Raw genomic sequence first — 25,369 nt, forward strand, 5'->3', positions numbered from 1 at the left:
CGCTCACACACGACACGTAGGAGATGCATTTTCCATGACAGACGCACTCAAGCGCCTCTCCGATGAAGGCGTCGCGATCTGGCTGGACGACCTGTCGCGCAAGCGGATCACGTCCGGCAACCTCGCCGAGCTGATCGACCAGCAGCACGTCGTGGGCGTCACCACCAACCCCTCGATCTTCCAGAAGGCGATCTCGCAGGGCGACGGCTACGACCAGCAGCTCTCGGACCTCGCCGTCCGCCGGGTGTCGGTCGAAGAGGCCATCCGGATGATCACCACGGCGGACGTCCGCGACGCCGCCGACATCCTGCGCCCGGTGTACGACAACACCGGCGGCAAGGACGGCCGGGTCTCCATCGAGGTCGACCCGCGCCTGGCCCACAACACGCACGCGACGGTCGCCGAGGCCAAGCAGCTGGCCTGGCTGGTGGACCGGCCCAACACCTTCATCAAGATCCCGGCCACCGAGGCGGGCCTGCCGGCGATCGCCGAGACCATCGGCCTCGGCATCAGCGTCAACGTCACGCTGATCTTCTCGCTGGAGCGCTACCGCAAGGTCATGGACGCCTTCCTGACCGGCCTGGAGAAGGCCAAGGAGCGCGGCCTGGACCTGTCGCAGATCCACTCGGTGGCGTCCTTCTTCGTGTCCCGCGTGGACACCGAGATCGACAAGCGGATCGACGCGCTCGGCACCGACGATGCCAAGGCGCTGCGCGGCAAGGCCGCCGTCGCCAACGCCCGCCTCGCCTACCAGGCGTACGAGGAGGTCTTCGCCTCCGACCGCTGGGCCGCCCTGGAGAAGGCCGGCGCCAACAAGCAGCGTCCGCTGTGGGCGTCGACCGGCGTCAAGGACAAGGCGTACAGCGACACCATGTACGTCACCGACCTGGTCGCGCCCAACACGGTGAACACGATGCCGGAGGCGACGCTGTTGGCCACCGAGGACCACGGCGAGATCAAGGGTGACGCCGTCGCCGGCACCTACGAGCAGGCCCGCGCGGACCTCGACGCGGTCGAGAAGCTGGGGATCCCCTACGACGAGGTGGTCCAGCTCCTGGAGAAGGAGGGCGTCGACAAGTTCGAGGACTCCTGGAACGACCTGCTCAAGTCGACGGAGGCAGAGCTCAAGCGCCTCGCTCCCTCGGAGGACTAAAATTGTCAAGCAGCAACCCGCTGCGTGACCCCGCAGACCGACGGCTCCCGCGTATCGCGGGGCCGTCGGGTCTGGTCATTTTCGGCGTCACCGGTGACCTCTCCCGCAAGAAGCTCATGCCCGCCGTGTACGACCTCGCCAACCGGGGTCTGCTGCCGCCGGGCTTCTCGCTCGTCGGGTTCGCGCGCCGCGACTGGGAGCACGAGGACTTCGCCCAGGTCGTGCACGACGCCGTCAAGGAGCACTCGCGCACACCGTTCCGCGAGGAAGTCTGGCAGCAGCTCATCCAGGGGATGCGCTTCGTCCAGGGCACCTTCGACGACGACGACGCCTTCGAGCGGCTGCGCGCCACCATCGACGACCTGGACAAGGCGCAGGGCACGGGCGGCAACTTCGCCTTCTACCTCTCGGTGCCGCCGAAGTCCTTCCCGGTCGTCATCCAGCAGCTGAAGAAGCACCAGCTGGCCGACCAGACGAACGGCTCCTGGCGCCGCGCGGTGATCGAGAAGCCCTTCGGCCACGACCTGAGGTCGGCCGAGGAACTCAACGCGATCGTCCACGAGGTCTTCGCCCCGGACCAGGTCTTCCGCATCGACCACTACCTGGGCAAGGAGACCGTCCAGAACATCCTGGCGCTGCGCTTCGCCAACACGATGTTCGAGCCGATCTGGAACCGGTCCTACGTGGACCACGTGCAGATCACCATGGCCGAGGACATCGGCATCGGTGGCCGGGCCGGCTACTACGACGGCATCGGCGCCGCCCGCGACGTCATCCAGAACCACCTCCTCCAGCTCCTCGCGCTCACCGCGATGGAGGAGCCCGCCTCCTTCGACGCGGACGCGCTGGCCGCCGAGAAGACCAAGGTGCTCGGCGCGGTCCGCCTCCCCAAGGACCTGGGACGCGACACCGTGCACGCCCAGTACGCGGCGGGCTGGCAGGGCGGCGCGAAGGTCATCGGCTACCTCGACGAGGACGGCATCGACGCCAAGTCGAAGACCGACACCTACGCCGCGATCAAGGTCGGCATCGACAACCGCCGCTGGGCGGGCGTCCCCTTCTACCTGCGCACCGGCAAGCGCCTGGGCCGCCGGGTGACGGAGATCGCGGTCGTCTTCCAGCGGGCCCCGCACTCCCCCTTCGACACGACGGCCACCGAGGAGCTGGGCTCCAACGCGATCGTCATCCGCGTCCAGCCCGACGAGGGCGTCACCGTCCGCTTCGGCTCGAAGGTGCCGGGCACGTCGATGGAGATCCGGGACGTGTCCATGGACTTCGCGTACGGCGAGTCCTTCACGGAGTCCAGCCCGGAGGCGTACGAGCGCCTGATACTCGACGTCCTCCTGGGCGACGCCAACCTCTTCCCGCGCACCGAGGAGGTCGAGCTGTCCTGGAAGATCCTCGACCCGATCGAGGAGTACTGGGACGAGCACTGCGTGCCGGCCCGGTACCCGGCCGGCACCTGGGGGCCCGTCGAGGCGGACGAAATGCTCGAGCGAGACGGACGGAGCTGGCGCCGGCCATGAAGACAGACCTCACGGACACCACGGCCAGCAAGATCAACAAGGCGCTGGTGCTGGGCCGCCGGGCGATCGGCACCCCGGCCATCGGCATGGTGCTCACGCTGGTCATCGTCACCGACGAGGAGAACGCCTACGACGCGCTGAAGGCCGCGAGCGACGCGGCGCACGAGCACCCCTCGCGCACGCTGGTCGTCATCAAGCGCGTCTCCCGCTCGCCCCGGGACCGTACGAAGTCCCGCCTGGACGCGGAGGTCCGCCTCGGCGCCGACGCGGGCACCGGCGAGACGATCGTGCTGCGGCTGTACGGCGACGTGGTCGACCACGCCCAGTCGGTCGTCCTGCCGCTGCTGCTGCCGGACGCGCCGGTCGTGGTGTGGTGGCCGGTGAACGCGCCGCTGGACCCGGCCGGTGACCCGCTGGGCGCCCTGGCCCAGCGCCGGGTCACCGACACCTACGCCTGCGAGGAGCCGGTACGGGAGCTGGCCGCCCGCGCGGAGGCCTACGCGCCCGGTGACACCGACCTGTCCTGGACCCGCATCACGCCGTGGCGTTCGATGCTGGCGGCGGCCCTGGACCAGGTCGACTGCGAGGTGCAGTCGGTCGAGGTGGAGGGCGAGGAGTACAACCCGAGCTGCGAGCTGCTGGCGATGTGGCTGGCGGACCGGCTGGACGTCCCGGTGCAGCGCACCGCGTCCGAGGGCCCCGGCCTGACCGCGGTCCGCATGGCCACCGACTGCGGCCCGGTCGTCCTGGACCGGGCCGACGGTTCGCTGGCGACGCTGTCCATCAAGGGTCAGCCGTCGCGGGCGGTGGCGCTGAAGCGGCGTGAGACGGCCGAGCTGATCGCGGAGGAGCTGCGGCGCCTGGACCCGGACGACACGTACGCGTCGGCGCTGCGGTACGGGGTGAACCGGCTGAACACGCCCGGCGGCCCGGCCGACGGGAAGAGCGGCGACGGGGAGGAGGCGGTGGCCGTCCCCGCCCCCGTCGAGACGGCCGCGAAGGCTCCCGCGAAGAAGGCGGCGCGGGAGAAGGCACCGGTGAAGAAGGCGGCGGCGAAGTGAGCACTCCCCAGTTGGTCGTGCACCGCGACAAGGAGCTGATGGCCGAGGCCGCGGCGGCGCGGCTGATCACGAAGATCGTGGACGCGCAGGCCTCCCGGGGCTCGGCGTCCGTGGTCCTCACCGGCGGCCGCAACGGCAACGGCCTGCTGACCGCGATCGCGGGCTCCCCGGCCCGGGACGCCGTCGACTGGTCCCGCCTGGACCTGTGGTGGGGCGACGAGCGCTTCCTGCCGGAGGGCGACCCGGAGCGCAATGTCACCCAGGCGCGGGAGGCCCTGCTGGACTCGGTGCCGCTGGACCCGAAGCGGGTGCACGCGATGCCGGCGGCCGACGGCCCGCACGGCTCCGACCCGGAGGCGGCGGCCGCCGCGTACGCGCGGGAACTGGCCGCGGCGTCGGTCCCCGAGAACCACGCGTCGGTCCCGTCCTTCGACGTCCTCCTCCTGGGCGTCGGCCCGGACACGCACGTGGCGTCCCTGTTCCCGGAGCACCCGGGCGTCCGGGAGACCGACCGCACGGTCATCGGCGTCCACGGCTCTCCCAAGCCCCCGCCCACCCGCGTCTCCCTCACCCTCCCCGCCATCCGCGCCGCCCGCGAGGTGTGGCTGCTGGCGGCGGGCGAGGACAAGGCGAACGCGGTGGCGATGGCCCTCTCGGGAGCGGGCGAGGTCCAGGCCCCGGCAGCCGGAGCGCGGGGCCGCACCCGCACCCTGTGGCTCCTGGACACGGCGGCGGCATCACAACTGCCGAGATCCCTCTACCCACCCGCGTCGGCCTGACCCAGCCCGTCCGGCGTTTGAGGACGAGGCCGTCCAGGCCGAAGCGGGGGTCTGGGGACGGCAGCCCCCAGGGACGGGAAGTGAAGGGGCGGCGGGGGCTAAGCCCCTCCCCGCCGCCCCACCCCCCGCCGTCACTTCACCGACCCCGCCATAACCCCCTGCACAAAGTGCCGCTGGAAGGCGAAGAACACCACCACCGGAACCACCAGCGACAGGAACGCCCCCGGCGCCAGCACGTCGATGTTGCTGCCGAACTGCCGGATCTGCGACTGGAGCTCCACCGTCAGCGGCTGCGACGAGCTGTCCGCGAACAGCAGCGCGACCAGCATGTCGTTCCACACCCACAGGAACTGGAAGATGGCGAGGCTGGCGATGGCCGGCTTTCCGACCGGCAGGACCAGCCGCGTGAAGATCCGCCACTCGTTGCCCCCGTCCATGCGGGCGGCCTCCAGCATCTCCTTGGGCATCTCGGCGAAGTAGTTCCGCAGCAGGAACACGGCGAACGGCAGCCCGTACGCCACGTGGAACAGGACCACGCCCGGGATCGTCCCGAACAGCCCCAGCTGCCCGAAGAGCTTGGCGACCGGCAGCAGTCCGATCTGCACGGGCACCACCAGCAGCGCGACGACGACCAGGAAGACCGCCTCGCGCCCCGGGAAGTCCAGCCAGGCGAAGGCGTACCCGGCGAGCGCTCCGACGACCACGACGAGCACGGTCGTCGGCACGGAGATCAGCACCGTGTTCCAGAAGGCCTGGGTGATGCCCGAGTTGCCGAGCAGCGCGGAGTAGTTGTCGAGGGAGAGCTGCCCGGGGCTGGCCAGGGCCGTCCACCAGCCGCCCTTCGCCGTGTCCTCGGACGACCGCAGCGAGGACAGGAACAGCCCGGCCAGCGGCGTCATCCACACCAGCCCGATGAGCACGAGGAAGGCCTGGACGACCCCGTTGCCCAGATACCGCCGGACGGCGTTCATCGCTGACTCCTCATCGCTGACTCCTCATCGCTGACTCCTCATCGCTGACTCCTCATCGCTGACTCCTCATCGCTGACTCCTCATCGCTGACTCCTCTTGAAGCGGCGGACGTTGAAGACCATGGCCGGGACGACGAGCAGCAGGAGCAGGACGCCGAGCGCGCTGCCGAGCCCCTGGTTGTTGCCGCCGCCGAACGACACCAGCCACATCTGCGTCGCGAGCACCGTCGCGTCCTCCTGCACGGGGCCGGGCGCGATGATGTAGACGAGGTCGAAGACCTTCATCACGTTGATCACGAGGGTGATGAAGACGACCGTGAGCACCGGGGCCAGCAACGGCACGGTGATCCGCCGGAAGATCTGCCACTCGTTGGCACCGTCCATCCGCGCCGCCTCCAGCGCGTCGCGCGGCAGCGAGGACAGCCCGGCGCCGATCAGCACCATCGCGAACCCGGTCCAGATCCACAGGTACGCCCCGATGATCGCGGGAGTGACGAGGGCGGGTCCGAGCCAGGAGACGCCCTCGTAGGGCGGGGCGAAGTTCGAGGCGGGGAGCCGGACGGTGTACGAGCCTTCCGCCAGCTCCTCAAAGCGGAAGGAGCCGTCGTCCCCGGTGGTCGTGGTCGCGACCGTACGGCCGTCGCGCACCGCCTCGACCGTCATCCCGGGCAGCCCGCTCTCCCGCCGGTCCACCCGGCCCTGCTCCCCTCCCCCGCCGGGCGTGAAGTCCAGGTAGGCGACGCCCCGCAGCTCGTCGTCGGCGGCGTTCTGACCCGCGGCCCCGTACGCGGTCCTCGCGCCGGACGGCAGGTCGTCGGGCCCCACGCCGACCAGGCCGAGCGCCACCGTGTCGCCGGGGGACACGCCCGCGCCGGTCCGGTACGAGCCGTCGGCCCCCTTGACCAGGCCGGCGTCCTGGCCCTCCCGAGCCCGCGCGCCCGGATAGGACGACGTGCCGGCGAAGGCGTCGTGCACGCCGGTCACGGCGGCGTTGAGGACGCCCTTGTCCGGGTCGTGGTCGTAGGCGAGCCGGAAGATGATGCCGGCGGCGAGGAAGGAGACCGCCATCGGCATGAAGAGCAGCAGCTTGAACGCGGTGGCCCAGCGGACCTTCTCCACCAGGACGGCGAGGATCAGGCCGAGGCCGGTCAGCAGCGTGGGCGCGACGACGACCCAGATCGCCGTGTTCCGGATGGCCTTGAGGGTGGTCGGGTCGCGGAACATCTCGGTGTAGTTGTCGCCGCCCACGAAGCGCGTTCCCGAGGCGTCGAAGAAGCTGCGGCCGACGGAGAACAGCACGGGGTACACGACGAGCGCGCCCAGCAGGAGCAGCGCCGGCAGGACGAAGAGCAGGGCGACGGCCGCCCGGCGCCGCCGGGGGCGCCGCAGGGGCGCCGGACCGGCCGCGGCGGGCGGGCTCGTCTCTTTCACCAGGGTGGAGGTCATGACGGGTCGGCCCTCAGCCCTTGTAGGCCTTGGCCGCCGCGGCCTCCAGCTCGGCGGCGGTCGCCTTCGGGTCGGAGGGGTCGCGCAGGAAGTCCTGGAGGATCTTCCACTCGCCCGCGCCCTTGGTGCCGCCGAAGGCCGCGGGCGCTTGGTCGGACATGTCGAAGCGGACCGAGTTCCCGGCGCCGACGAGGGACTCGGCGGTGGCCCGGGTGACGTCGTCGCCGTAGGAGGCGAGGTCGAGGTTCTTGTTCGGGGAGAGGAAACCGCCCGCCTCGGCCCACACGGCCGCGGCCTCGGGCGTCGCGAGGTACTCCAGGAGCGCCATGCCGGCCTCGGAGTTCTTGCCGTCCTTGAGGACGACGGCCGCGTCGCCGCCGCTGACCACGGGCGCCTCGCCGCCGTCGACCGCGGGGAACGGGAAGAAGTCGGCGTCCTTGCCGATCTCCTTGCCGAACTGGTCCTTGGCGACCCCGGCGACGAAGTCACCCTCGTAGACCATGCCGGCCTCGGGCTTCGGGCCGAAGACCTTCTCCACGGAGCCCGGGAAGTCGGTGTTCAGGGCGCCCTTCTGGCCGCCCTCGACGAGCTGCTTGTCCTTGAAGAGCTTGCCGAGGGTGGTGAGCGCCTCGACCACGCTCGCGTCGGTCCACTTCAGTTCGTGGGAGGCGAGCGCGTCGTACTTCTCGGGTCCGGCCTGGGAGAGGTAGATGTTCTCGAACCAGTCGGTCAGCGTCCAGCCGTCCTGGCCGGCGACCGAGAAGGCGGCGAGCCCGGAGTCGGAGACGGTCCGCCCGGCCTCCAGCATCTCGTCGTACGTCTTCGGCGGCTCGACCCCGGCCTGGGCGAGGGCGTCGGGGCTGTACCAGACCGTCGACTTGTGGGCGGCCTTGAAGTAGAGGCCGTAGAGGGTGCCGTCGACGGTCCCGTACGTCTGCCAGACGTCCGCGAAGTTGGTGCCGACGGACTTCTGGGCCGTCTTGGACAGCGGCTTCAGCCAGCCGTTGCCGGCGAACTGCCCCAGCACGCCGACCTGGGGCACCATCACGACGTCGGGGGCGTTGCCGCCCTCGATCTTGCTGCCGACGACGGTGGAGACGTTGTCGCCGGTGGAGACGAAGGAGGTCTCGGCGCCGGTCTTCTCGGTGAAGGCGTCCAGCACCTTCTGGAAGTTCTCCTGCTCGGTGCCGGACCAGACGCCGGCCACGGTGACCGACTGTCCGCTGAGCGCCTTGTCGCCGCCGGCGGCCGTGACGGGCCCCGAGCCGCCGCAGGCGGTGGCGCCGAGGGCGAGGACGAGGGCGGTGCAGCCGGTGAGCAGGGAGGTGCGTCGTCGCATCATCGTTGATGTCCCTTCGAAGGGTCGGGTGGAGCAAGGTCAGAGGTCGGCGATCCACCAGGCGGCGGTGGAGCCGGGCAGGACGCCGGGCGGGCAGGGGCCGTCGCTGGTGAGCAGCGGGGCGCCGGGGACGGGGGCCGGCGTGGGGGCGGTGCCGAAGTTGACGGCGCAGACCAGGCCGTCGCCGCGGACGAAGGCCAGCACGCCGGGCGGGGTGTCCAGCCAGCGCAGGGTGCCCTCGCCCAGCTGGGGCAGTTCGGAGCGGAGTTGCAGGCCGTCGCGGTAGAGGTGCCAGAAGGAGCGGGTGTCGGCCAGGGCGCGGTCGGTGGCGTACTCGGCGAAGTACTCGGGCTGCGGCAGCCAGGGCTTGGCACTCCCGTCGCCGGAGGTGAAGCCGAACGGGGACGCCTGTCCAGACCAGGGCAGCGGCACCCGGCAGCCGTCGCGGACGCGGGCACGGCTGCCGGTGCGGTGGAAGATCGGGTCGGTGAGCACGTCGTCGGGCAGGTCGACGACCTCGGGCAGGCCCAGTTCCTCGCCCTGGTAGATGTACGCGGCTCCGGGCAGCGCCAGCATGAGCAGGGCGGCGGCGCGGGCGCGGGCGGTGCCGAGGCCGCTGCCGTCGGTGGCGGGCTCGCCGTACCGCGTCACCGTGCGGACCTGATCGTGGTTGTTGAGGACCCAGGTGACCGTGGAGCCGGTGCCGGCGATGTCCTGCATGGCCTCGGAGATGACCTTGCGGAAGGCGTCGGGGTCCCAGGGGGCGCCGAGGAGGTCGAAGAAGAAGGCCTGGTGGAGTTCGTCGGGGCGGACGTAGCGGGCGTGTTCGCGGGCGCTGGGGACGGACACCTCGCCGACGAGCAGGCGTTCGCGGCCGTCGCGGGCGGTGTACTCCTCGCAGACCGCGCGCCAGTGCCGCCACACGTCGTGCACCTCGGGCTGGTTCCAGGCGAGCGGGTTGACCGAGTCGCGGGTGCGGGCGTCGGCCTCCGGGTCCGGGGAGTCGGGCAGCTCCGGGTGCTTGTAGAGGCCGGCGGCGACGTCGATGCGGAAGCCGTCGACGCCCCGGTCCAGCCAGAAGCGGAGTATCCGGTCGAACTCGGCGGCGACCTCGGGGGTGCGCCAGTTCCAGTCCGGCTGCTCGGGCGTGAACATGTGCAGGTACCACTGGCCGGGGCGGCCGTCGGGCCCCGGCACGCGGGTCCAGGCGGGGCCGCCGAACATGGCGTGCCAGTTGTTGGGCGGCTCGTCGCCGTCGGGTCCGCGGCCGTCGGCGAAGTGGAAGCGGGCGCGGGCCGGGCTGCCGGGCGGGGAGGCCAGGGCCTCGCGGAACCACGGGTGCTCGCTGGAGCAGTGGTTGGGGACGATGTCGAGCAGGACCCGGATGCCGAGGCGCCGGGCCGCGGCGACCAGCGCGTCGAACTCTTCGAGGTCGCCGAAGAGCGGGTCGACGCCCCGGTAGTCGGCGACGTCGTAGCCGTGGTCGTGCTGAGGCGAGGGGTAGAAGGGGCTCAGCCAGATCCCGTCCACGCCGAGTTTGCGCAGGTACGGCAGTCCGGCCCGGACACCGGCGAGGTCGCCGACGCCGTCGCCGGTGCTGTCGAGGAAGCTGCGGACGTAGACCTGGTAGATCACCGCGTCACGCCACCAGTGGTGCCTGTTCACCCCGGGAACCTGTCTGTAGAGGGGTCGCTGTTATGCATGCATGTTAGGTAGCGATGTCGCGAGGGTGTCAATGAGCGGAACAGAGACTACTGAGCAGTTGGGCCCTTATATGCAGACTTTTCGCCCCAAGGCAGGCGCAGATGAGACGCGGGCGTTACCTAACACGTAACTAGGAGATGGCTGCCAGCTCGCGGGCCAGCCGCCGCACCGCCGCCTCGGGCGTCTGCCGCCCGGTCATCGCGTCGTGCACGACCGCCTGCACGGCCAGGCTGACCTGGTCGTAGCGCGGGCTCTTGGGGCGCGGGGCGGCGGCGAGCACGCTCTGGCGCAGGGTCGGCAGGTAGGGGAACGCCTCGATGAGCGCGGGGTCCTCGTACAGGTCGGCCCGCACGGGCGGCAGCGCGCCGCGCGTGAGGACCTGGCGCTGGACGCGCTCGCTGGTGAGGTAGGCGATGAGGCGCGCGGCGGAGTCGGGGTGCCGGGCGTGGGCGCCCACGGCCAGGTTGGAGCCGCCGAGGACGCTGGTGCCGGGGCCGTGGGGGCCCGGCAGCGGCACGGTGCCGACCTCCCCGGCGACCGCGGAGTCCGGGGCGGAGGCGCTGACGTAGGCGTAGGGCCAGTTGCGCAGGAAGAGCAGGCGGCCGTCCTGGAAGGCCTGCTTGGACTCCTCCTCCTTGTAGGCCAGCGCTTCTCGCGGTATCCAGCCCTCGCGCACCCCGCGCGCCAGGAACCCGATGCCCTCGCGGGCCGCCGCCGAGTCGACGGTGACGCGTTCGCCCTCGTCACCGAGGATGCTGCCGCCGGCCGAGTAGACGGCCTCGGCGGCGTTCACGGTCAGGCCCTCGTAGGGCAGGAACTGGCCCGCGTAGCCGTCCAGTCCGTGCTTCGGGGCGATGGTCTCGGCGTACCGCTCCAGCTCCGTCCAGGTGCGCGGCGGCGGGACGCCCTCGGCGGCCAGGACGTCCTTGCGGTACAGGAGCAGTCCGGCGTTGGTGACGTACGGGACTGCGTAGAGGCGGCCGTCGTAGGTCGCCGTGTCGACGACGGGCGGCAGGAAGGTGCCGAGCGGGAAGCGGTCGCGGGGCAGCGGGCGTATCCAGCCGGCGGCGGCGAACTCGGAGGTCCAGTTGACGTCGATGTTTAGGACGTCGAAGCGGTGCCGTCCGCCGTCGCGCAGGTCGGTGGCCATCTGCGCGCGGGTCTCGTCGGCGGAGTCGGGCAGTTCGACGAGGGTGACGCGTTCGCCGGGGTGGGCGCGGTTCCAGCCCTCCAGCAGCGGGCCGAGGTAACCGGTGAGGTCGCCCGCGGTGGCCAGGGTGAGCGGGCCGCGACCGCTCGCGGCACCCTCGTCCGCGCGGGCGCCGGAGGCCACGTACCCGGTCAGGACGACGAGGAGAACGAGGAGGCCCCTACCGGCGGCGTGGATCCACCGCATAGGTTCCTCCCTGTACACCCTCGTACACCGGGCCCGCTGGCACGCACCGGCACCGGGCGTCCTCGTCCCGGGTCAGAGGCCATGTATACCTGTTAGGTGTGCGCGATACTAGGGGCTGTCGTTTGGATCAGGTCGCAGGGAAGACGCGTGACTGATCAACGCCGGTGAGCGGGGTCTGGTGCGTGCAGCTGCAAGGCGGAGGAGGGCGGCAACGCGGAGCGTTGACAACCGACGACAACGCGGCAGATGTGCGTGCCAGACCCCGCGTCTGCGGCATGATCCAAACGACAGCCCCTAGGGGCCTGGAGCACATCCGGGGACTCGAACAGAAGCGGGAGGACGGCTGAGTGCGCCTGCACCTCCTGGCTCTCCTGGCCCGCGGTCCGGCCCACGGCTACGAGCTGAAGCAGGACCTTGAGCAACTGCTGGGCTCCGCGTACCCTCAGCCGAACGTCGGCCAGATCTACGTCACCCTCGGCCGTCTCGAGAAGACGGGGCTGATCGAGGGCGAGGACATCGAGCAGTCGAGCCGGCCCAACAAGAAGGTCTACCACCTCACCGAGGCCGGGCGCGACGAGCTGCGGGCCTGGTACGAGGAGACGGCGGACGAGCCGCGGGTGCGGGACGAGTTCTTCATGAAGCTCGCCCTGGCTCCGCAGACCGGGCTCGCCGACCAGATCACCCTGATCAACAAGCAGCGGCGGCAGTACCTGAACACCATGCGGCAGCTGTCGAGGCTGGCCGCCGCCGAAGACCGGGACAACCGCGTCGCCCACCTCCTCATCGAGGGCGCGATGCTGCACCTGCAGGCCGACCTCGACTGGCTGGAACGGTGCCAGGAAGAGCTGGAGGAGCTGGAGTGAGCGCTGGCACGAGTGCCGATCCCGCTCCCTTGCTGCGCGCCGAGGGCCTGGTCAAGACGCACCACGGGGAGGGCGCCCCGGCGCACGCCGTACGCGGGGTGGACCTGTGCGTGCGGCGGGGCGAGTTCGTGGCGGTCACCGGGCCGTCCGGTGCCGGGAAGTCGACGCTGCTGCATCTGCTCGGCGGGCTCCAGCGGCCGGACGCCGGCCGCCTCTGGCTGGACGGCGCGTGCACGGACGGATACAGCGAGAAGCGCTGGGCGGTCGAGCGCAGGAAGCGGATCGGGATCGTCTTCCAGTTCTTCAACCTGGTCTCCGACCTGTCCGTCGCCGACAACGTCGAGCTGCCCGCCCTGCTCGCCGGGCTGCCGCCGAAGCGGGCGCGCGCCGAGCGGGAGGAGCTGCTGGCCGAGCTGGGCCTGACCGGCAAGGAGCGCAGCATGCCCGGTGAGCTGTCCGGCGGCGAGCAGCAACGGGTGGCGCTGGCCCGGGCCCTGGTCAACCATCCGCCGCTGCTGCTGGCGGACGAGCCCGCGGGCAGCCTGGACAGCAAGGGCACCCGCGAGGTGATGCGGCTGCTGTCCCGCTTCCACCAGCGGGGCCAGACGATCCTGCTGGTCACCCATGACGCGCGGCTCGCCAGCTCCGCCGACCGGGTGATCAGCTTCTTCGACGGGCGGATCGCCGACGACGCCGAACTGGACGCCGGTGCGCCGCCGCGCCGCCGCCCGGGGGCGTCCGCCGTGCTGGAACTCAAGGACTGACATGCGGGCGTACGACCACCGCGCGCACCGCGCACCGGAAGGCTGAGGCCCGTGCGAGCCACCCTGCGCTGGGCCCACTCCGATCTGCGCACGCACCGGGGCGAGGCGTTGTTCCTCGTCCTCGCCACCGCCGGGATCGTCGCCTCGCTGCTGCTGGCCACGGCCCTGTTCGGGTACGCGACCAACCCCTGGCAGCGGGTCTTCGCGCAGGCCCGCGGCGCGCACGTCTGGCTGCACACCGACCGAGCCGCCGACACCGGGAAGCTGGCCGCGCTGGACGGTGTCCAGTCCGTCGCCGGCCCCTATCCGACCGCCTCCGCCACCGTCGCCGTACGCGGCACCCGGGCCTCCGTCGAGCTGCGCGGCACCGCCGAGGAGCCGGAGGTGGGGCGGCCGCTGCTCACCGCCGGGCACTGGCTCGACGCCGACGACCCCGACGGGGTGGTCCTGGAGAGCCGCCTCGCCCGCGCGCTGCTGGCCCAGCCCGGCGACACCCTCGCGCTGCCCGGCACACCGCGCACCCTCACGGTGCTCGGCATCGCCGACAGTCCCGAACGCCGCTACCGGCCGGGCGAGCAGCCGGGCCTGGTGTGGGCACCGCCGGACGCGGTGCCCGACCCGGGCGGTCAGGTGATCGGACTGCGGCTGACCGATCCCGGGGAGACGGACTACGCCGTGCAGCGGGCGGTGACCGTGCTGGGCGCCGGTGCGATCGGGCAGGTCTCCACCTGGGAACAGGCCCGTGCGGAGGCGCAGGGCGACAACCGGCTGCTCGGTCAGGTGCTCGGCCTGTTCGGGCTGGGCGCGCTGCTGGCCGCGGGGCTGGCGGTGCACGGGGCGATCGGCACCCGTATCCGCGGTCATCTGCGGGACATCTCGGTGCTGAAGGCGATCGGCTTCACCCCGGGCCAGGTGGTGCGGGTCTTCCTGCTCCAGCACCTGGCCTACGCGCTGCTCGGCGCGGTGACCGCCGCGGGGCTCACCCAGGCCCTCGGCAGCCGGGTCCCGGGGCGGCTCGGGGACGCGCTCGGCGTGTGGCAGGGGCTGCCCGGACACACCGTCGCGCTGTTCGCCGTACCGGCGTGCGTGGTCCTGTTCATCGGCGCCACCACCGGCCTCGCGGCCTGGCGGGCGGGCCGGGTGCCGCCGGTTCCGGTGCCGCGCCCGGCGGCGGCGCAGGGCGGGGGGCTGTCGGGGGCGGCTCGGGGGGTGCTGGGGCTGCGGGTGTTCCGGGTTCCGGTGCGGGTACGGGGGCGTGGTGTCCGGGGTGCAGGGGAGCCCGGCGTCCGGACCGTCACAGTCGCCGGCACGCCCACCCCGGCGGAGCCCGGCACCCTGGGCCACCACCGGGACACCGACCTCTCAGGCATCGACGGCAGCGACGACCCGCGGGCCGGAGAGACCAGCGCCCGGACCCCCACAGCCCCCGACACGCCCACCCCGGCGGAGCCCGGCACCCCGGGCCGCCGGGACACCGACCTCTCAGGCATCGACGGCAGCGACGACCCGCGGGCCGGAGAGAGCGATGTCCCGAGCCCTGCGGAACCCGGGAACGTGGGCAGCGGAGGAACCGGCACCGGTCGCTGCGGGGCATCCGGCGCGCGCGAACCGGAGGTGCGGGTGCCGCCCGCGCTCGTGCTCGGCTGGCACAAGGCGTTCGCCCGGCGCCCGCGCTCGTTCGCCGCGGTCGCGCGCCTCACGCTGCCGCTGCTGCTGATCGTGGTCGCGATGAGCGCGTGGACCACCATCGACCGCTTCCACGACCGCCCCGAGCAGATCGGCCTGCCGACCGCGCTCACCGTCCGAGCCGAGGCCGGTTCCGGCACGGCCGGCACCCGGGCCCTGCTGGAGCGCGACCCAGGGGTGGCCGCCGCCTACCCGGGCGTGGAGGTGGCCGCCCTGGTGCCGGGCCAGACCGCGACGATCGCGCTGCGCGGGCTCGGTACCCGCGAGGACCCGTACCCGTACACGCTGGCCGAGGGCCGCCGTGCGCACGGGCCGGACGAGGCGGTGGCCGGGCAGGGACTGCTGGACCTGCTGGAGGTCGGGGTCGGCGACTGGGTGCGGATGACCGTCGGGGACCGGCCGCAGATCCTGCACATCGTGGGCCGCAGCATCGAGCCGGAGAACGCGGGCCGGGTCATCTCCACGTCCCTGGACACCCTCCGGGAGAACGACCCGCGGCTCGAACCGGCCCTCTACCAACTGCGCCTGCACCCGGGCGCCGACCCGGACGAGGTCGCCGACCGGCTCGCCGACGCCGGGCGGGGACGGCTCGACGTGCACGCCGTGGCGAACCCGGCGGACGGGCTGTCCCCGCTGCGCCCGGTGGTCCTCGGGCTGATCGCCGTACTCGCGCTCGTCGGGCTGATCGAACTGCTCACCGCGATCGGCGGCACCGTCCGGGAGAGCGAACGGGACCTGCTCGCCCTCAAGGCGATCGGGCTGTCCCCGCGCCAGATCACCGGCATCACGGTCACGGCCACCGGGTGCACCGCCCTGGCGGCCGTACTCCTGGCCGCCGCCCTCGGGCTGCCGCTCGCCCACTGGCTGATCGACGCCCAGGGCGCCTCCAGCGGCATCGGCGCGGGGATCGCCCAGGCCCCCTCCCCCGGGCTCCTGATGCTGGTGGGCGCGGCTGCCGTACTCGGTGCGGCGGCGCTGGCCGCGGTGCCGGCGGCCCGTGCGGCCCGGCGCCGGCTCGCGGACACGCTCGGCGCGGTGGCCTGACCTCAACCGGCCGGGCCGCCGCGCACGCGCGTTCCGCTCACTGCCGGCCGCGCAGCTCCCGGTAGGCGGCGACCAGCGCCTTGGTGGAGGCGTCCAGGCCGGGGACCTCGGCACCCGCCGTGAGGGCGGGTTCGACGCGCTTGGCGAGGACCTTGCCCAGTTCGACGCCCCACTGGTCGAAGGAGTCGATGTTCCAGACCGCGCCCTGGACGAACACCTTGTGCTCGTAGAGCGCCACGAGCTGTCCGAGCACCGACGGGGTCAGCTCTCGGGCGAGGATGGTGGTCGTCGGGTGGTCGCCCTTGAACGTCTTGTGCGGGACGAGTTCCTCCGGGACGCCCTCGGCGCGCACCTCGTCGGGCGTCTTGCCGAAGGCGAGCGCCTGGGTCTGGGCGAAGAAGTTGGCCATCAGTAGGTCGTGCTGGGCCTTCAGCTCGTCGCTGAGTTCGGCGACCGGCCGGGCGAAGCCGATGAAGTCCGCCGGGATCAGCTTCGTGCCCTGGTGGATCAACTGGTAGTAGGCGTGCTGCCCGTTGGTGCCGGGCGTGCCCCACACGACCGGCCCGGTCTGCCACGCGACCTCGCGTCCGTCGCGGCCGACGTACTTGCCGTTGGACTCCATGTCGAGCTGCTGGAGGTAGGCGGTGAACCTCGACAGGTAGTGGCTGTACGGCAGCACGGCGTGCGACTGGGCGCCCAGGAAGTTGCCGTACCAGATGCCCAGCAGGCCCATCAGCAGGGGCGCGTTGGACTCGGCGGGGGCGGTGCGGAAGTGCTCGTCGACGAGGTGGAAGCCGTCGAGCATCTCGCGGAAGCGGTCCGGGCCGATGGCGATCATCAGGGAAAGGCCGATCGCCGAGTCGTACGAGTAGCGGCCGCCGACCCAGTCCCAGAACTCGAACATGTTGGCCGTGTCGATGCCGAACTCGGCGACCTTCTCGGCGTTCGTCGACAGGGCGACGAAGTGCTTGGCGACCGCGGCCTCGTCACCCAGGGCGTTCAGCAGCCAGGTCCGGGCGGAGGTGGCGTTGGTGACCGTCTCGATGGTGGTGAAGGTCTTGGAGGCGATGACGAACAGCGTCTCGGCCGGGTCCAGGTCACGGGTGGCCTCGTGCAGGTCGGCGCCGTCGACGTTGGAGACGAAACGGACCGTCAGGTCCCGGTCGGTGAAGGCGCGCAGCACCTCGTACGCCATCGCCGGGCCCAGGTCGGAGCCACCGATGCCGACGTTGACGACGTTCCTGATGCGCTTGCCGGTGTGGCCCTTCCACTCGCCGGAGCGGACCCGGTCGGAGAAGTCGGCCATCTTGTCGAGCACGGCGTGCACCTCGGGGACGACGTTCTCGCCGTCGACCTCGATCACCGCGTCCCGCGGGGCGCGCAGCGCGGTGTGCAGGACCGCCCGGTCCTCGGTGGTGTTGATCTTCTCGCCGCGGAACATCGCGTCGCGCAGGCCGAAGACGTCGGTGGCGGCGGCCAGCTCCCGCAGCAGCCGCAGGGTCTCGTCGGTGACGAGATGCTTGGAGTAGTCGACGTACAGGTCTCCCACCCGGAGCGTGCAGCCGGTGCCGCGGTCCGGGTCGGCGGCGAAGAGTTCGCGCAGCCGCACCTCGCCGAGCTGGTCACGGTGCTTGGCCAGCGCGGTCCATTCGGGCGTCTGATCGAGCCTGGTACGGCCGTCTGCGTTCATGTCGGACGTCAGCCTTCTTCCTTGGGTGTCCCAGCTGTCCCGGCTGGTCCAACCTAATTGATCAGTACGGAAGAAGGATGGCGCTGCGGAACTAGATCTCGCCCCGCAGTTTGGCGAGCGCCTCGGCGAGGATCGCCTCGCCGTCCGCGTCGCTGCGGCGCTCGCGCACGTACGCGAGGTGCGTCTTGTAGGGCTCGGTGCGCGGCGGGTCCGGCGGGTTGTCCCGGTCCTGCCCGGCGGGGAAGCCGCAGCGCGGACAGTCCCAGGTCTCCGGGACCTGTGCGTCGCTCGCGAAGCTCGGCTGTGTCTCGTGTCCGTTGGAGCACCAGAAGGAGATGCGCAGACGCGGCGCGGACTCGCCGCGCTCGGCCTCGCCCATCGGCCCCGCCCCGACCCGGCTCCCCCGGATCGCGTTGCCACTTGCCACGGTGTAACTCCCTGCGTGATGGTGCCGCGAAGCGAGTCGGCGTTTCGCTTCGCTGCGAGGCGCCTCAGTCTACGTAAGGCCCAACGCGCGTCCAGTGATTGGAGTTACAAGCTCCAGCGCTCAGACGCAAGCCCCATGATAGGCGGCGCCTTGCGGCGCGTACCGGACATGGGGCTTTACGTGCTGGAGTGTGTGACGGGTCAGTTGTTCGCCTTCATCAGCAGGCCGAGCACCATGATGCACGCGAACCACAGCAGACCGACCACCACGGTGATGCGGTCGAGGTTGCGCTCGGCGACCGAGGAGCCGCCGACGGACGACTGCATGCCGCCACCGAACATGTCGGAGAGGCCGCCGCCCTTCCCCTTGTGCATCAGCACCAGCAGCATCAGCAGCAGGCTGAAGACGATCAGGGCGATCGAGAACCCCATAACCACGGCTGGACCAACTTCCTCGGCTTCGGATGAACGACGGGGGCACGGTGACAGCAGGCCACCATGCCCCCGCAAGGGTACGACGTATCGCCGCTAGCGCATACTCACCGGTCGACGTGACCGGTGGGTCTACTGGTCGCGGAAGCGGACGATCTTGACGAACTCGTCCGAGTCCAGGGAGGCTCCTCCGACCAGGGCACCGTCGATGTCGGCCTGCGACATGATCTCGGCGACGTTGCCGGACTTGACGGAGCCGCCGTACTGGATGCGGACCTTGTCGGCCAGCTCCTGCGAGTACAGCTCGGCGAGCTTGCCGCGGATCGCCGCGCAGACCTCCTGGGCGTCCTCGGCGCCGCAGACCTTGCCGGTGCCGATGGCCCACACGGGCTCGTAGGCGATCACGATCGTCTCGGCCTGCTCGGCCGGGAGGTCCTTCAGGCCGCCCTCGACCTGGGCGAGGGTGTGGGCGACGTGGTTGCCCGCCTCACGGACGTCCAGCTCCTCGCCGACGCACAGGATCGGGGTCAGACCGTGCTTGTAGGCGGCCTTGACCTTGGCGTTGACCAGTTCGTCGGTCTCGGCGTGGTACTGCCGGCGCTCGGAGTGGCCGATCGCCACGTAGGTGCAGCGCAGCTTGGCCAGCATCGGGCCGGAGATCTCGCCGGTGTAGGCGCCGCCGTCGTGGGCGGAGACGTCCTGGGCGCCGTACTTGATCTTCAGCTTGTCGTGCTCGACCAGGGTCTGCACCGAGCGCAGGTCGGTGAAGGGGACGAGGACGGCTACCTCGACGGCGTCGTAGTCCTTGTCCGCGAGGGCGAAGGCGAGCTTCTGGACGTGGGCGATGGCCTCGAGGTGGTTGAGGTTCATCTTCCAGTTGCCCGCCATCAGCGGCGTGCGGGTGGTCATCGGGGTCAGTCCTCCAGTGCGGCGAGGCCGGGGAGCGTCTTGCCCTCGAGGTATTCGAGGGAGGCGCCGCCGCCGGTCGAGATGTGGCCGAATGCGTTCTCGTCGAAGCCGAGCGTGCGGACGGCCGCGGCGGAGTCGCCGCCGCCGACCACGGTGAAGCCCGGGGCGTCGACGAGGGCCTGGGCGACCGCCTTGGTGCCCTCGGCGTAGTCGGGGTGCTCGAAGACGCCCATCGGGCCGTTCCAGAAGACGGTGGCGGCGTCGGCGAGCTTCGAGGCGTACAGCTTGCGGGTCTCGGGACCGATGTCCAGACCCTCCTGGTCGGCGGGGATGGCGTCCGCGGCGACGGTGGCGGGGTTCGCGGGGGCCTTGGTCTTCAGGTCCGGGAACTCGGACGAGACCAGCACGTCGACCGGGAGGACCAGCTCGACGCCGTTCTTCTCGGCGCGCTCCATGTACTCCTTGACGGCCGGGATCTGGTCCTCCTGGAGGAGGGAGATGCCGACCTCGTGGCCCTTGGCCTTGAGGAAGGTGTACGCCATGCCGCCGCCGATGAGGAGCCGGTCGGCCTTGCCGAGCAGCTGGTCGATGACGGCGAGCTTGTCGGAGACCTTGGCGCCGCCGAGGGCGACCACGTAGGGACGCTGGACGTCGTCGGTGAGCTTCTTCAGGACGCCGACCTCGGTGGCGATGAGGTAGCCGGCGTAGTGCGGGAGCTTCTTCGGCAGGTCGTAGACCGAGGCGTGCCGCCGGTGCACGGCGCCGAAGCCGTCGCCGACGTACACGTCCGCGAGGGCGGCCAGCTTGTCGGCGAAGGCGGCGCGCTCGGCGTCGTCCTTGCTGGTCTCGCCGGCGTTGAAGCGAAGGTTCTCGATGACCGCGACCTGGCCGTCCGCGAGGCCGGCGACCGTGGACTCGGCGGCGGTGCCGACCGTGTCCTCGGCGAAGGCGACGCCGGTGCCCGCACCGAGCAGCTCACCGAGGCGGGCGGCGGCCGGGGCCAGGGAGAAGGCCGGGTCCGGGGCGCCCTTGGGGCGGCCCAGGTGCGAGGCGACGATCACGCGCGCGCCCGCGTCGGCCAGGGCCTTGACGGTGGGCACCACGGCGCGGATGCGGCCGTCGTCGGTGATGGTGGTGCCGTCCAGCGGCACGTTGAGGTCGGCGCGGACGAAGACGCGCTTGCCGGTGACGCCTTCGGAGAGCAGTTCGTCGATCGTCTTCATGCAGTGGGCTCCTGGGTTCTCGGATCGCTCGTGATCCTACGAGGGCGGGCCGCCGCGGACGCGACGCAGGGCCCGGACAGCGCGCCCTTGCGCTGCCCGAGCCCTGTTGTCGCATGCGAGGTGCCTGCTGGGTCCGGCTGGATCAGAGCTGGTTGCCGACGAAGACCGTGAGGTCGACGAGGCGGTTGGAGTAGCCCCACTCGTTGTCGTACCAGCCGATGACCTTCACGTTCTTGCCGTCCTGGACCATGGTCAGGGACGAGTCGAAGGTGCAGGACGCCGGGGCGTTGACGATGTCCGAGGAGACGATCGCGTCCTCGGTGTACTCCAGGATGCCCTTGAGCTCGCCCTCGGCGGCCTTCTGGAAGGCGGCGTTGACCTCTTCCTTGGTGACCTCGCGGCCGAGCTCCAGGACGAGGTCGGTGACCGAGCCGGTCGGGACCGGGACGCGCATGGCCATGCCGTCCAGCTTGCCCTTGAGCTGCGGGAGGACCAGCGCGGTGGCCTTGGCGGCCCCCGTGGTGGTCGGGATGATGTTCTCCGCGGCGGCCCGGGCGCGGCGCAGGTCCTTGTGCGGGAAGTCCAGGATGCGCTGGTCGTTCGTGTACGCGTGGACCGTCGTCATCAGGCCCTTGACGATGCCGAAGTTCTCGTCGAGGACCTTGGCCATCGGCGCCACGCAGTTGGTGGTGCAGGAGGCGTTGGAGATGACGTGGTGGTTCGCCGGGTCGTACTTGTCCTGGTTGACGCCCATCACGATGGTGACGTCCTCGTCCTTGGCCGGAGCCGAGATGAGGACCTTCTTCGCGCCGCCCGCGATGTGCTTCTCGGCGTCGGCCTTCTTCGTGAAGATGCCGGTCGACTCGATGACGACGTCGACGCCCAGCTCGCCCCACGGGATGTCGGCCGGGTTGCGCTCGGCGAGGACCTTGATGGTCTTGTCGCCGACGGTGATGGTGTCCTCGGTGTGCGAGACCTCGTACGGGAGGCGCCCGAGGATGGTGTCGTACTTCAGCAGGTGGGCGGTGGTCGCGGTGTCACCCAGGTCGTTGACAGCCACGATCTCGATGTCTGCACCCTGCTCCAGCAGCGCGCGGAAGTAGTTACGACCGATGCGGCCAAAGCCGTTGATGCCTACGCGGATCGTCACGAACCGATCTCCTCGTTGGTACGCCGGCCCGATGTGCCGGCGAGCTGTATTTGGGATGTCCCCGACCACCTCCGACCCTACCTCTCCGGGGCTCCGGGGGTGACATCGAGACGCCCCATTCCCGGCAGGGCGGTCCGTACCCGTCAGTAGGGGTACGGACCGCCCGGGCGTCGGGGACCGATCACCCGATTTCGCTACACCGGCTCAGTCCCCCGCATTCCGGTTCTCACTCGTCCAGGGCACGCAGCGCCTGCCGGACCAGTGCCGTCCGGGCGGCCGGTTCGGTGAGGTGCTCCAGGCCGAAACCGAGCAGCACGGTGTCGTCCGTGGTGACGGCACCGTAGGTCTGGAACAGGGTGCCGGTGCGGGTCCAGTCCTTCAGGACGGCGGGGCTGCCGGCCGGCGGTCCGGCCACCCGCCAGGCGCCGAGCGAGGTCTCGAAGCCCTCGGTCCGCGCCGCCGTGCCGCCGACGACCAGCGAGGCCTCGTCGGCGAGGACGCCGCGTCCGCCGCTGCCGGGGTCGGTGACGTAGGCGAGGGAGACCTCGACGGACTTCCCGGCGTAGGCGCTCAGGTCGAACTCGACCTGCCGCCAGCCTCCGGAGGAGCCGGTGAGGCTGTTCCACCGCCCGGTGGTGCCGGTGGCGGTGCAGCCGTCGTCGGAGAGGGTGAGGTAGTGCTCCAGCCAGGGGTGCTCGCCCATGTAGAAGCCGGCCGCGCACTCGGCCGGTACGGCGGTGCCGGTCGCGCCCCCGGCCTCGGGGAGCGTGGTCCAGTCGTCGGCACCGGTGGTGTGCGCCTCGACCAGGGCGTGGTCGTAGCCGCCTTCGGTGTCCCACAGGAGCTGGGTGCGCAGGGTGGGACGGTCGGCGGCGGTGACACCGGTGAGGTCGACGGTGCTGGTGAGGCGCTTGTAGGCGTCGTCGGTGTGGACGGCGGCGGCCATCCACTCGCCCGCGTAGGGCCCGTACGGGTTGACCGTCCCGGCGAACTTCCCGGCGCCCGCGCTGGCGAACTGGGGGTAGGCGCCGGCGGGCAGCTGGTCCGAGGTGACGCTGTAGGTCCCGGCCGCGTCCAGCGGGTTGCCCGGGGCGTCACCGAGGGCGCCGGTGGTGCCGCCGAGCTTGCCGGAGCCGGTGAATGCGGTGGCTCCGGGGGTGCCGGTGCGGGTGTAGGCGCCGAGGTAGTACTGGCTGAAGTCGTTCGACAGCGTGCCGTCGCCGAGGTCGACGCTGCCGCCGGCCCGCTCGCCCGCCTCGATCAGCCGGCCGCCCTCGTTGAGATGGGCGCGGAGCTGGAGCTGGGTGGCGTTGCCCGGGTTCGCCGCGCCGGTGTAGTGGACGACGGTGTCGAAGTGGCCGAGGACACCGAGCGCGTCGGGCGCGCCCTGGGTGGCGACGTCCCAGACGGCCGCCCGCTTGCCGTTGGCCCTGAGGGCGTCCACGTACGTCTGCGCCCGTGTGGCCTTCGCGCCTTCCTCGGCGACGACGAGGACGTCCGCGCGGGGCCGCTCGGCGATCGTGTACGTGAAGTGCTCGCTCTCGGTCCGCTTGCCCTTCTTCGTCTCGCCGGTGAACCAGACCTCGACCTTGTCCCCGCGGTCGCCGTCCTTGACCTTGGCGCGGTACTCGTCGAAGTAGAGGTTGTCCTCACCGCCGTACGTCTCGCCGCCGCGCCAGGGCTTCAGGGCCATGTCGTGGACGCGTCCGCCGTTGACCCGGTACTTCAGCTCCTTGTCGCGCACCGACTTGCGTACGACGACGGAGACCTCCTGGTCGGCGCCGCGCGAGTAGGAGGTGGTGAAGGGGGCCGGGGTGAAGTCGGCGGCCTCGATGCCGACGGACGACGACGGCCGGTCGGGGTGCGCGGCGGACTCGGCGACGGAGAGCGCGAAGGGGATGTTCTTCTCGAACTCCTCCTGGATCAGCTTCTCGTCGTCGGGGAAGTTGAAGCCGGACTGGCAGTCGGCCGCGTTCCACTCGTCGTCGGGGTACTGGTCGGAGATGGTCTGGCAGGTCGACATCTCCGGGGTGAACATCGCCACGCCGTTGACGTTGGCCGCGTGGCCGTCCGCCTCGCCGTTGGTGGTGTACAGCTCCGAGGAGACCTGCGGGCGGTAGCCCGGGATCGCGGAGTTCTCGGGCGTGCCGGCGAGCGCCTCGTAGAGGACGTCGTCCGGGGTGTGGGTGGCGACCTGCCAGCCGACGCCGTAGAGGAGGAGTTCGGCGGCGGAGTGGTAGTTGATGCCGTAGGCGAAGCCGATCCGCTTCTGGAAGCGGTCCAGGGCCTTGGTCTCGGGCTCGGAGTTCGGGCCGGCGCCGCGGTAGGTCTGGCTGGTGGGGTTCGGGGACGAGCCCTCGTCGTCGTAGCCCCACTTGTAGGCGAAGTTGCGGTTCAGGTCGACGCCGTCGCCGGTGCCGATGGCGCCGTCGCCGTTGTTGTCACGCAGGTTCTTGCGCCACAGGCGGTTGTCGTCGTCCTGGAAGGTGTAGTCGTAGCCGTCGGGGTTGGCCGACAGCAGGAACCACAGTTCGGTGCGGTCGACGAGCTTCTTGATCCGCCGGTCCTTCTTGTAGTTGTCCAGGTAGTGGTGCATCAGCCGCCGGGTCATCTCCGGGGTGATCCACTCGCGCGCGTGCTGGTTGGACATGTAGAGGACGGCGGGCTTGGAGCCGTCGCGGGTCTTGTCCGCGTGTTTGGTGAGCTTGAGGGCGAGGATGTCCTGGCCGTTCACCGTCTTGCCGATGGAGACGACCTTGGTGAGGCGGGGGTGCTCCTGTGCGGTGCGGAGGATCTCCTCCCTGAGGCCGCCGCTGCCGCTGTAGGGGCGGAAGACGCCCTCGGCGGCGTCCTCGACCCGCTTCTCGGCCCGGGTGGAGAGGGTGTGCTCCTTGAGGTCGACGCCCTGCTTCTCCAGCTTTCCGGCCTGCTGGTCGGTGAGGTAGACCTCGACGGTGGCGGTGCCCTTGTCGGGGACCCGCTCACTGAGTTCGTGACCGTCCTGACCGGCGGCCAGCAGCAGGGGTACCTGCTCCTGGGTGACGTCGGCGCGGAAGACCTTTATCTCGTCGGCCTCGGTCGCGTTGGTGTCCGCGGTGTCCGAGGGTTGTGCCTGGGCGATGGGTGCGAAGCTCGCTCCGCCGATCAGGAGCGCGCCGACAGCGAGGATCGATCTCGCTCTTCGTCTCATGAACCCCCCTAGATGGGGCCTGTCCGACAGGCCTGGGTTCGCCACAGCAGCGAACAGATGCCAGGCTCATGACAGCTCATGATCGAGTCAAGAGCACGGGAAGGACACGCGAAAGCCGGCACGGGTCACCCAAGTGGTCGCCCGTACCGGCTGGTTGACGGCCCGTGTGTGTGGGGGGGGCGGGGCATGTGCGGCGGGCCGTCGCGCGTTCGGCCGGCTGTCCGGCTCGGGTGTCCGGCCGTCCGCCCGGCTCGGCTATCCGGCTCGGCTGACCGGCTCGGGTGCCCGGCCGCCCGCCCGCCCGGCTTGCCTGCCGGGTTGGCTGACGGGCTTGCGTGTCCGGTCAGCCGGCGGGCTTGCGGGCCTGGTCGGGCGCCGGGCCGGCGTGCCCCGCGAGGCGACCGGCTGGCGTTCCCTGTGAGGCTGCCGGCTGGCGTTCCCTGTGAGGCGACCGGCTGGCGGCCCCGATCGGCCCGACGAGCTTGCGCGCCCGGTAGCCGACCGGCCTGCGGACCCGGACGACCGACCAACCTGCGGACCCGACCACCGACCAACCTGCGAACCGACCGGCTTGCAGACCCGGTCAGCCGACAGGCTCTGCGCGTCCGAACAGCCGAC

General features: G+C 71.3%; 19 protein-coding genes. 7 read left to right on the top strand and 12 right to left on the bottom strand.

Annotated features, from left to right (window positions below):
- Window positions 1–34: 34 nt before the first annotated feature.
- The 4 genes from tal to pgl are packed head-to-tail and all read left to right on the top strand — an operon-like array spanning window position 35 to window position 4,519.
- Window positions 35–1,153 (top strand): transaldolase, encoded by a 1,119-nt coding sequence (gene tal / locus M6G08_RS00765; protein ID WP_272585245.1) that lies wholly within the window; start codon window positions 35–37, stop codon window positions 1,151–1,153.
- Window positions 1,154–1,155: 2 nt separating this feature from the next.
- On the top strand, window positions 1,156–2,679 hold the full coding sequence (zwf, locus tag M6G08_RS00770) for a glucose-6-phosphate dehydrogenase (protein WP_272585246.1): 1,524 nt from the start codon (window positions 1,156–1,158) through the stop codon (window positions 2,677–2,679).
- Window positions 2,676–3,740, top strand: a complete 1,065-nt coding sequence (gene opcA / locus M6G08_RS00775; RefSeq protein ID WP_272585247.1) for a glucose-6-phosphate dehydrogenase assembly protein OpcA — start codon at window positions 2,676–2,678, stop codon at window positions 3,738–3,740. The genes zwf and opcA overlap by 4 nt, the downstream gene beginning before the upstream one ends.
- The gene (gene pgl / locus M6G08_RS00780; protein WP_272585248.1) at window positions 3,737–4,519 is read left to right on the top strand and encodes a 6-phosphogluconolactonase; all 783 of its coding nucleotides are present in this window, start codon (window positions 3,737–3,739) and stop codon (window positions 4,517–4,519) included. The genes opcA and pgl overlap by 4 nt, the downstream gene beginning before the upstream one ends.
- Before the next feature lie 131 nt (window positions 4,520–4,650).
- Here pgl and M6G08_RS00785 read toward each other — a convergent pair whose 3' ends face one another.
- From M6G08_RS00785 to M6G08_RS00805, 5 genes are all read right to left on the bottom strand, one after another.
- Window positions 4,651–5,490 (bottom strand): carbohydrate ABC transporter permease, encoded by an 840-nt coding sequence (locus M6G08_RS00785; RefSeq protein ID WP_272585249.1) that lies wholly within the window; start codon window positions 5,488–5,490, stop codon window positions 4,651–4,653.
- 80 nt (window positions 5,491–5,570) lie between these two features.
- On the bottom strand, window positions 5,571–6,935 hold the full coding sequence (locus tag M6G08_RS00790) for an ABC transporter permease (RefSeq protein WP_272585250.1): 1,365 nt from the start codon (window positions 6,933–6,935) through the stop codon (window positions 5,571–5,573).
- A 13-nt stretch (window positions 6,936–6,948) separates the two neighbouring features.
- Window positions 6,949–8,277, bottom strand: coding sequence for an ABC transporter substrate-binding protein (locus M6G08_RS00795; protein ID WP_272585251.1), 1,329 nt, complete (start codon window positions 8,275–8,277; stop codon window positions 6,949–6,951).
- Between the two features lie 36 nt (window positions 8,278–8,313).
- Window positions 8,314–9,939 carry a glycoside hydrolase family 13 protein gene (locus M6G08_RS00800; RefSeq protein WP_272585252.1) on the bottom strand — a complete coding sequence of 542 codons (1,626 nt, stop codon included), beginning with the start codon at window positions 9,937–9,939 and terminating at the stop codon, window positions 8,314–8,316.
- 169 nt (window positions 9,940–10,108) lie between these two features.
- On the bottom strand, window positions 10,109–11,374 hold the full coding sequence (locus M6G08_RS00805; protein WP_272585253.1) for an ABC transporter substrate-binding protein: 1,266 nt from the start codon (window positions 11,372–11,374) through the stop codon (window positions 10,109–10,111).
- Window positions 11,375–11,721: 347 nt separating this feature from the next.
- Between M6G08_RS00805 and M6G08_RS00810 the strand changes: the two genes are divergently transcribed.
- From M6G08_RS00810 to M6G08_RS00820, 3 genes are read left to right on the top strand one after another with little or no spacing between them, the layout of a single operon-like run.
- On the top strand, window positions 11,722–12,237 hold the full coding sequence (locus tag M6G08_RS00810; protein ID WP_272585254.1) for a PadR family transcriptional regulator: 516 nt from the start codon (window positions 11,722–11,724) through the stop codon (window positions 12,235–12,237).
- On the top strand, window positions 12,234–13,001 hold the full coding sequence (locus M6G08_RS00815; protein WP_272585255.1) for an ABC transporter ATP-binding protein: 768 nt from the start codon (window positions 12,234–12,236) through the stop codon (window positions 12,999–13,001). Before M6G08_RS00810 ends, M6G08_RS00815 begins: the two co-directional genes overlap by 4 nt.
- Window positions 13,002–13,052: 51 nt before the next feature.
- Window positions 13,053–15,731: an ABC transporter permease gene (locus M6G08_RS00820; RefSeq protein WP_272585256.1), complete on the top strand. Its 2,679-nt coding sequence runs from the start codon at window positions 13,053–13,055 to the stop codon at window positions 15,729–15,731.
- A 37-nt stretch (window positions 15,732–15,768) separates the two neighbouring features.
- Here M6G08_RS00820 and pgi read toward each other — a convergent pair whose 3' ends face one another.
- From pgi to M6G08_RS00855, 7 genes are all read right to left on the bottom strand, one after another.
- Complete coding sequence (gene pgi / locus M6G08_RS00825; RefSeq protein ID WP_272585257.1) at window positions 15,769–17,421, bottom strand: glucose-6-phosphate isomerase; 1,653 nt, start codon at window positions 17,419–17,421, stop codon at window positions 15,769–15,771.
- A 91-nt stretch (window positions 17,422–17,512) separates the two neighbouring features.
- Window positions 17,513–17,800 carry an RNA polymerase-binding protein RbpA gene (locus M6G08_RS00830; RefSeq protein ID WP_007448238.1) on the bottom strand — a complete coding sequence of 96 codons (288 nt, stop codon included), beginning with the start codon at window positions 17,798–17,800 and terminating at the stop codon, window positions 17,513–17,515.
- 248 nt (window positions 17,801–18,048) lie between these two features.
- Window positions 18,049–18,279: a preprotein translocase subunit SecG gene (gene secG / locus M6G08_RS00835; protein ID WP_055416354.1), complete on the bottom strand. Its 231-nt coding sequence runs from the start codon at window positions 18,277–18,279 to the stop codon at window positions 18,049–18,051.
- Window positions 18,280–18,411: 132 nt separating this feature from the next.
- Entirely contained in the window at window positions 18,412–19,188 is a 777-nt protein-coding gene (tpiA, locus tag M6G08_RS00840) for a triose-phosphate isomerase (RefSeq protein ID WP_272585258.1), read from the bottom strand.
- A 5-nt stretch (window positions 19,189–19,193) separates the two neighbouring features.
- Window positions 19,194–20,411 carry a phosphoglycerate kinase gene (locus tag M6G08_RS00845; RefSeq protein ID WP_272585259.1) on the bottom strand — a complete coding sequence of 406 codons (1,218 nt, stop codon included), beginning with the start codon at window positions 20,409–20,411 and terminating at the stop codon, window positions 19,194–19,196.
- 142 nt (window positions 20,412–20,553) lie between these two features.
- The gene (gene gap / locus M6G08_RS00850) at window positions 20,554–21,561 is read right to left on the bottom strand and encodes a type I glyceraldehyde-3-phosphate dehydrogenase (RefSeq protein WP_272585260.1); all 1,008 of its coding nucleotides are present in this window, start codon (window positions 21,559–21,561) and stop codon (window positions 20,554–20,556) included.
- Between the two features lie 226 nt (window positions 21,562–21,787).
- Window positions 21,788–24,751, bottom strand: a complete 2,964-nt coding sequence (locus M6G08_RS00855; protein WP_272585261.1) for a M14 family metallopeptidase — start codon at window positions 24,749–24,751, stop codon at window positions 21,788–21,790.
- Window positions 24,752–25,369 lie beyond the last annotated feature (618 nt).

Source organism: Streptomyces sp. M92 (assembly GCF_028473745.1).
GTDB lineage: Bacteria > Actinomycetota > Actinomycetes > Streptomycetales > Streptomycetaceae > Streptomyces.

What these genes read in the sequence shown, in the direction of transcription:
- M6G08_RS00790 (WP_272585250.1), bottom strand. Translation starts at nt 6,935, where the DNA reads ATGACCTCCACCCTGGTGAAAGAGACGAGCCCGCCCGCCGCGGCCGGT.
- opcA (WP_272585247.1), top strand. Translation starts at nt 2,676, where the DNA reads ATGAAGACAGACCTCACGGACACCACGGCCAGCAAGATCAACAAGGCG.
- secG (WP_055416354.1), bottom strand. Translation starts at nt 18,279, where the DNA reads ATGGGGTTCTCGATCGCCCTGATCGTCTTCAGCCTGCTGCTGATGCTG.
- M6G08_RS00855 (WP_272585261.1), bottom strand. Translation starts at nt 24,751, where the DNA reads ATGAGACGAAGAGCGAGATCGATCCTCGCTGTCGGCGCGCTCCTGATC.
- M6G08_RS00785 (WP_272585249.1), bottom strand. Translation starts at nt 5,490, where the DNA reads ATGAACGCCGTCCGGCGGTATCTGGGCAACGGGGTCGTCCAGGCCTTC.
- tpiA (WP_272585258.1), bottom strand. Translation starts at nt 19,188, where the DNA reads ATGACCACCCGCACGCCGCTGATGGCGGGCAACTGGAAGATGAACCTC.
- pgi (WP_272585257.1), bottom strand. Translation starts at nt 17,421, where the DNA reads ATGAACGCAGACGGCCGTACCAGGCTCGATCAGACGCCCGAATGGACC.
- M6G08_RS00805 (WP_272585253.1), bottom strand. Translation starts at nt 11,374, where the DNA reads ATGCGGTGGATCCACGCCGCCGGTAGGGGCCTCCTCGTTCTCCTCGTC.
- M6G08_RS00845 (WP_272585259.1), bottom strand. Translation starts at nt 20,411, where the DNA reads ATGAAGACGATCGACGAACTGCTCTCCGAAGGCGTCACCGGCAAGCGC.
- tal (WP_272585245.1), top strand. Translation starts at nt 35, where the DNA reads ATGACAGACGCACTCAAGCGCCTCTCCGATGAAGGCGTCGCGATCTGG.
- M6G08_RS00795 (WP_272585251.1), bottom strand. Translation starts at nt 8,277, where the DNA reads ATGATGCGACGACGCACCTCCCTGCTCACCGGCTGCACCGCCCTCGTC.
- M6G08_RS00830 (WP_007448238.1), bottom strand. Translation starts at nt 17,800, where the DNA reads ATGGGCGAGGCCGAGCGCGGCGAGTCCGCGCCGCGTCTGCGCATCTCC.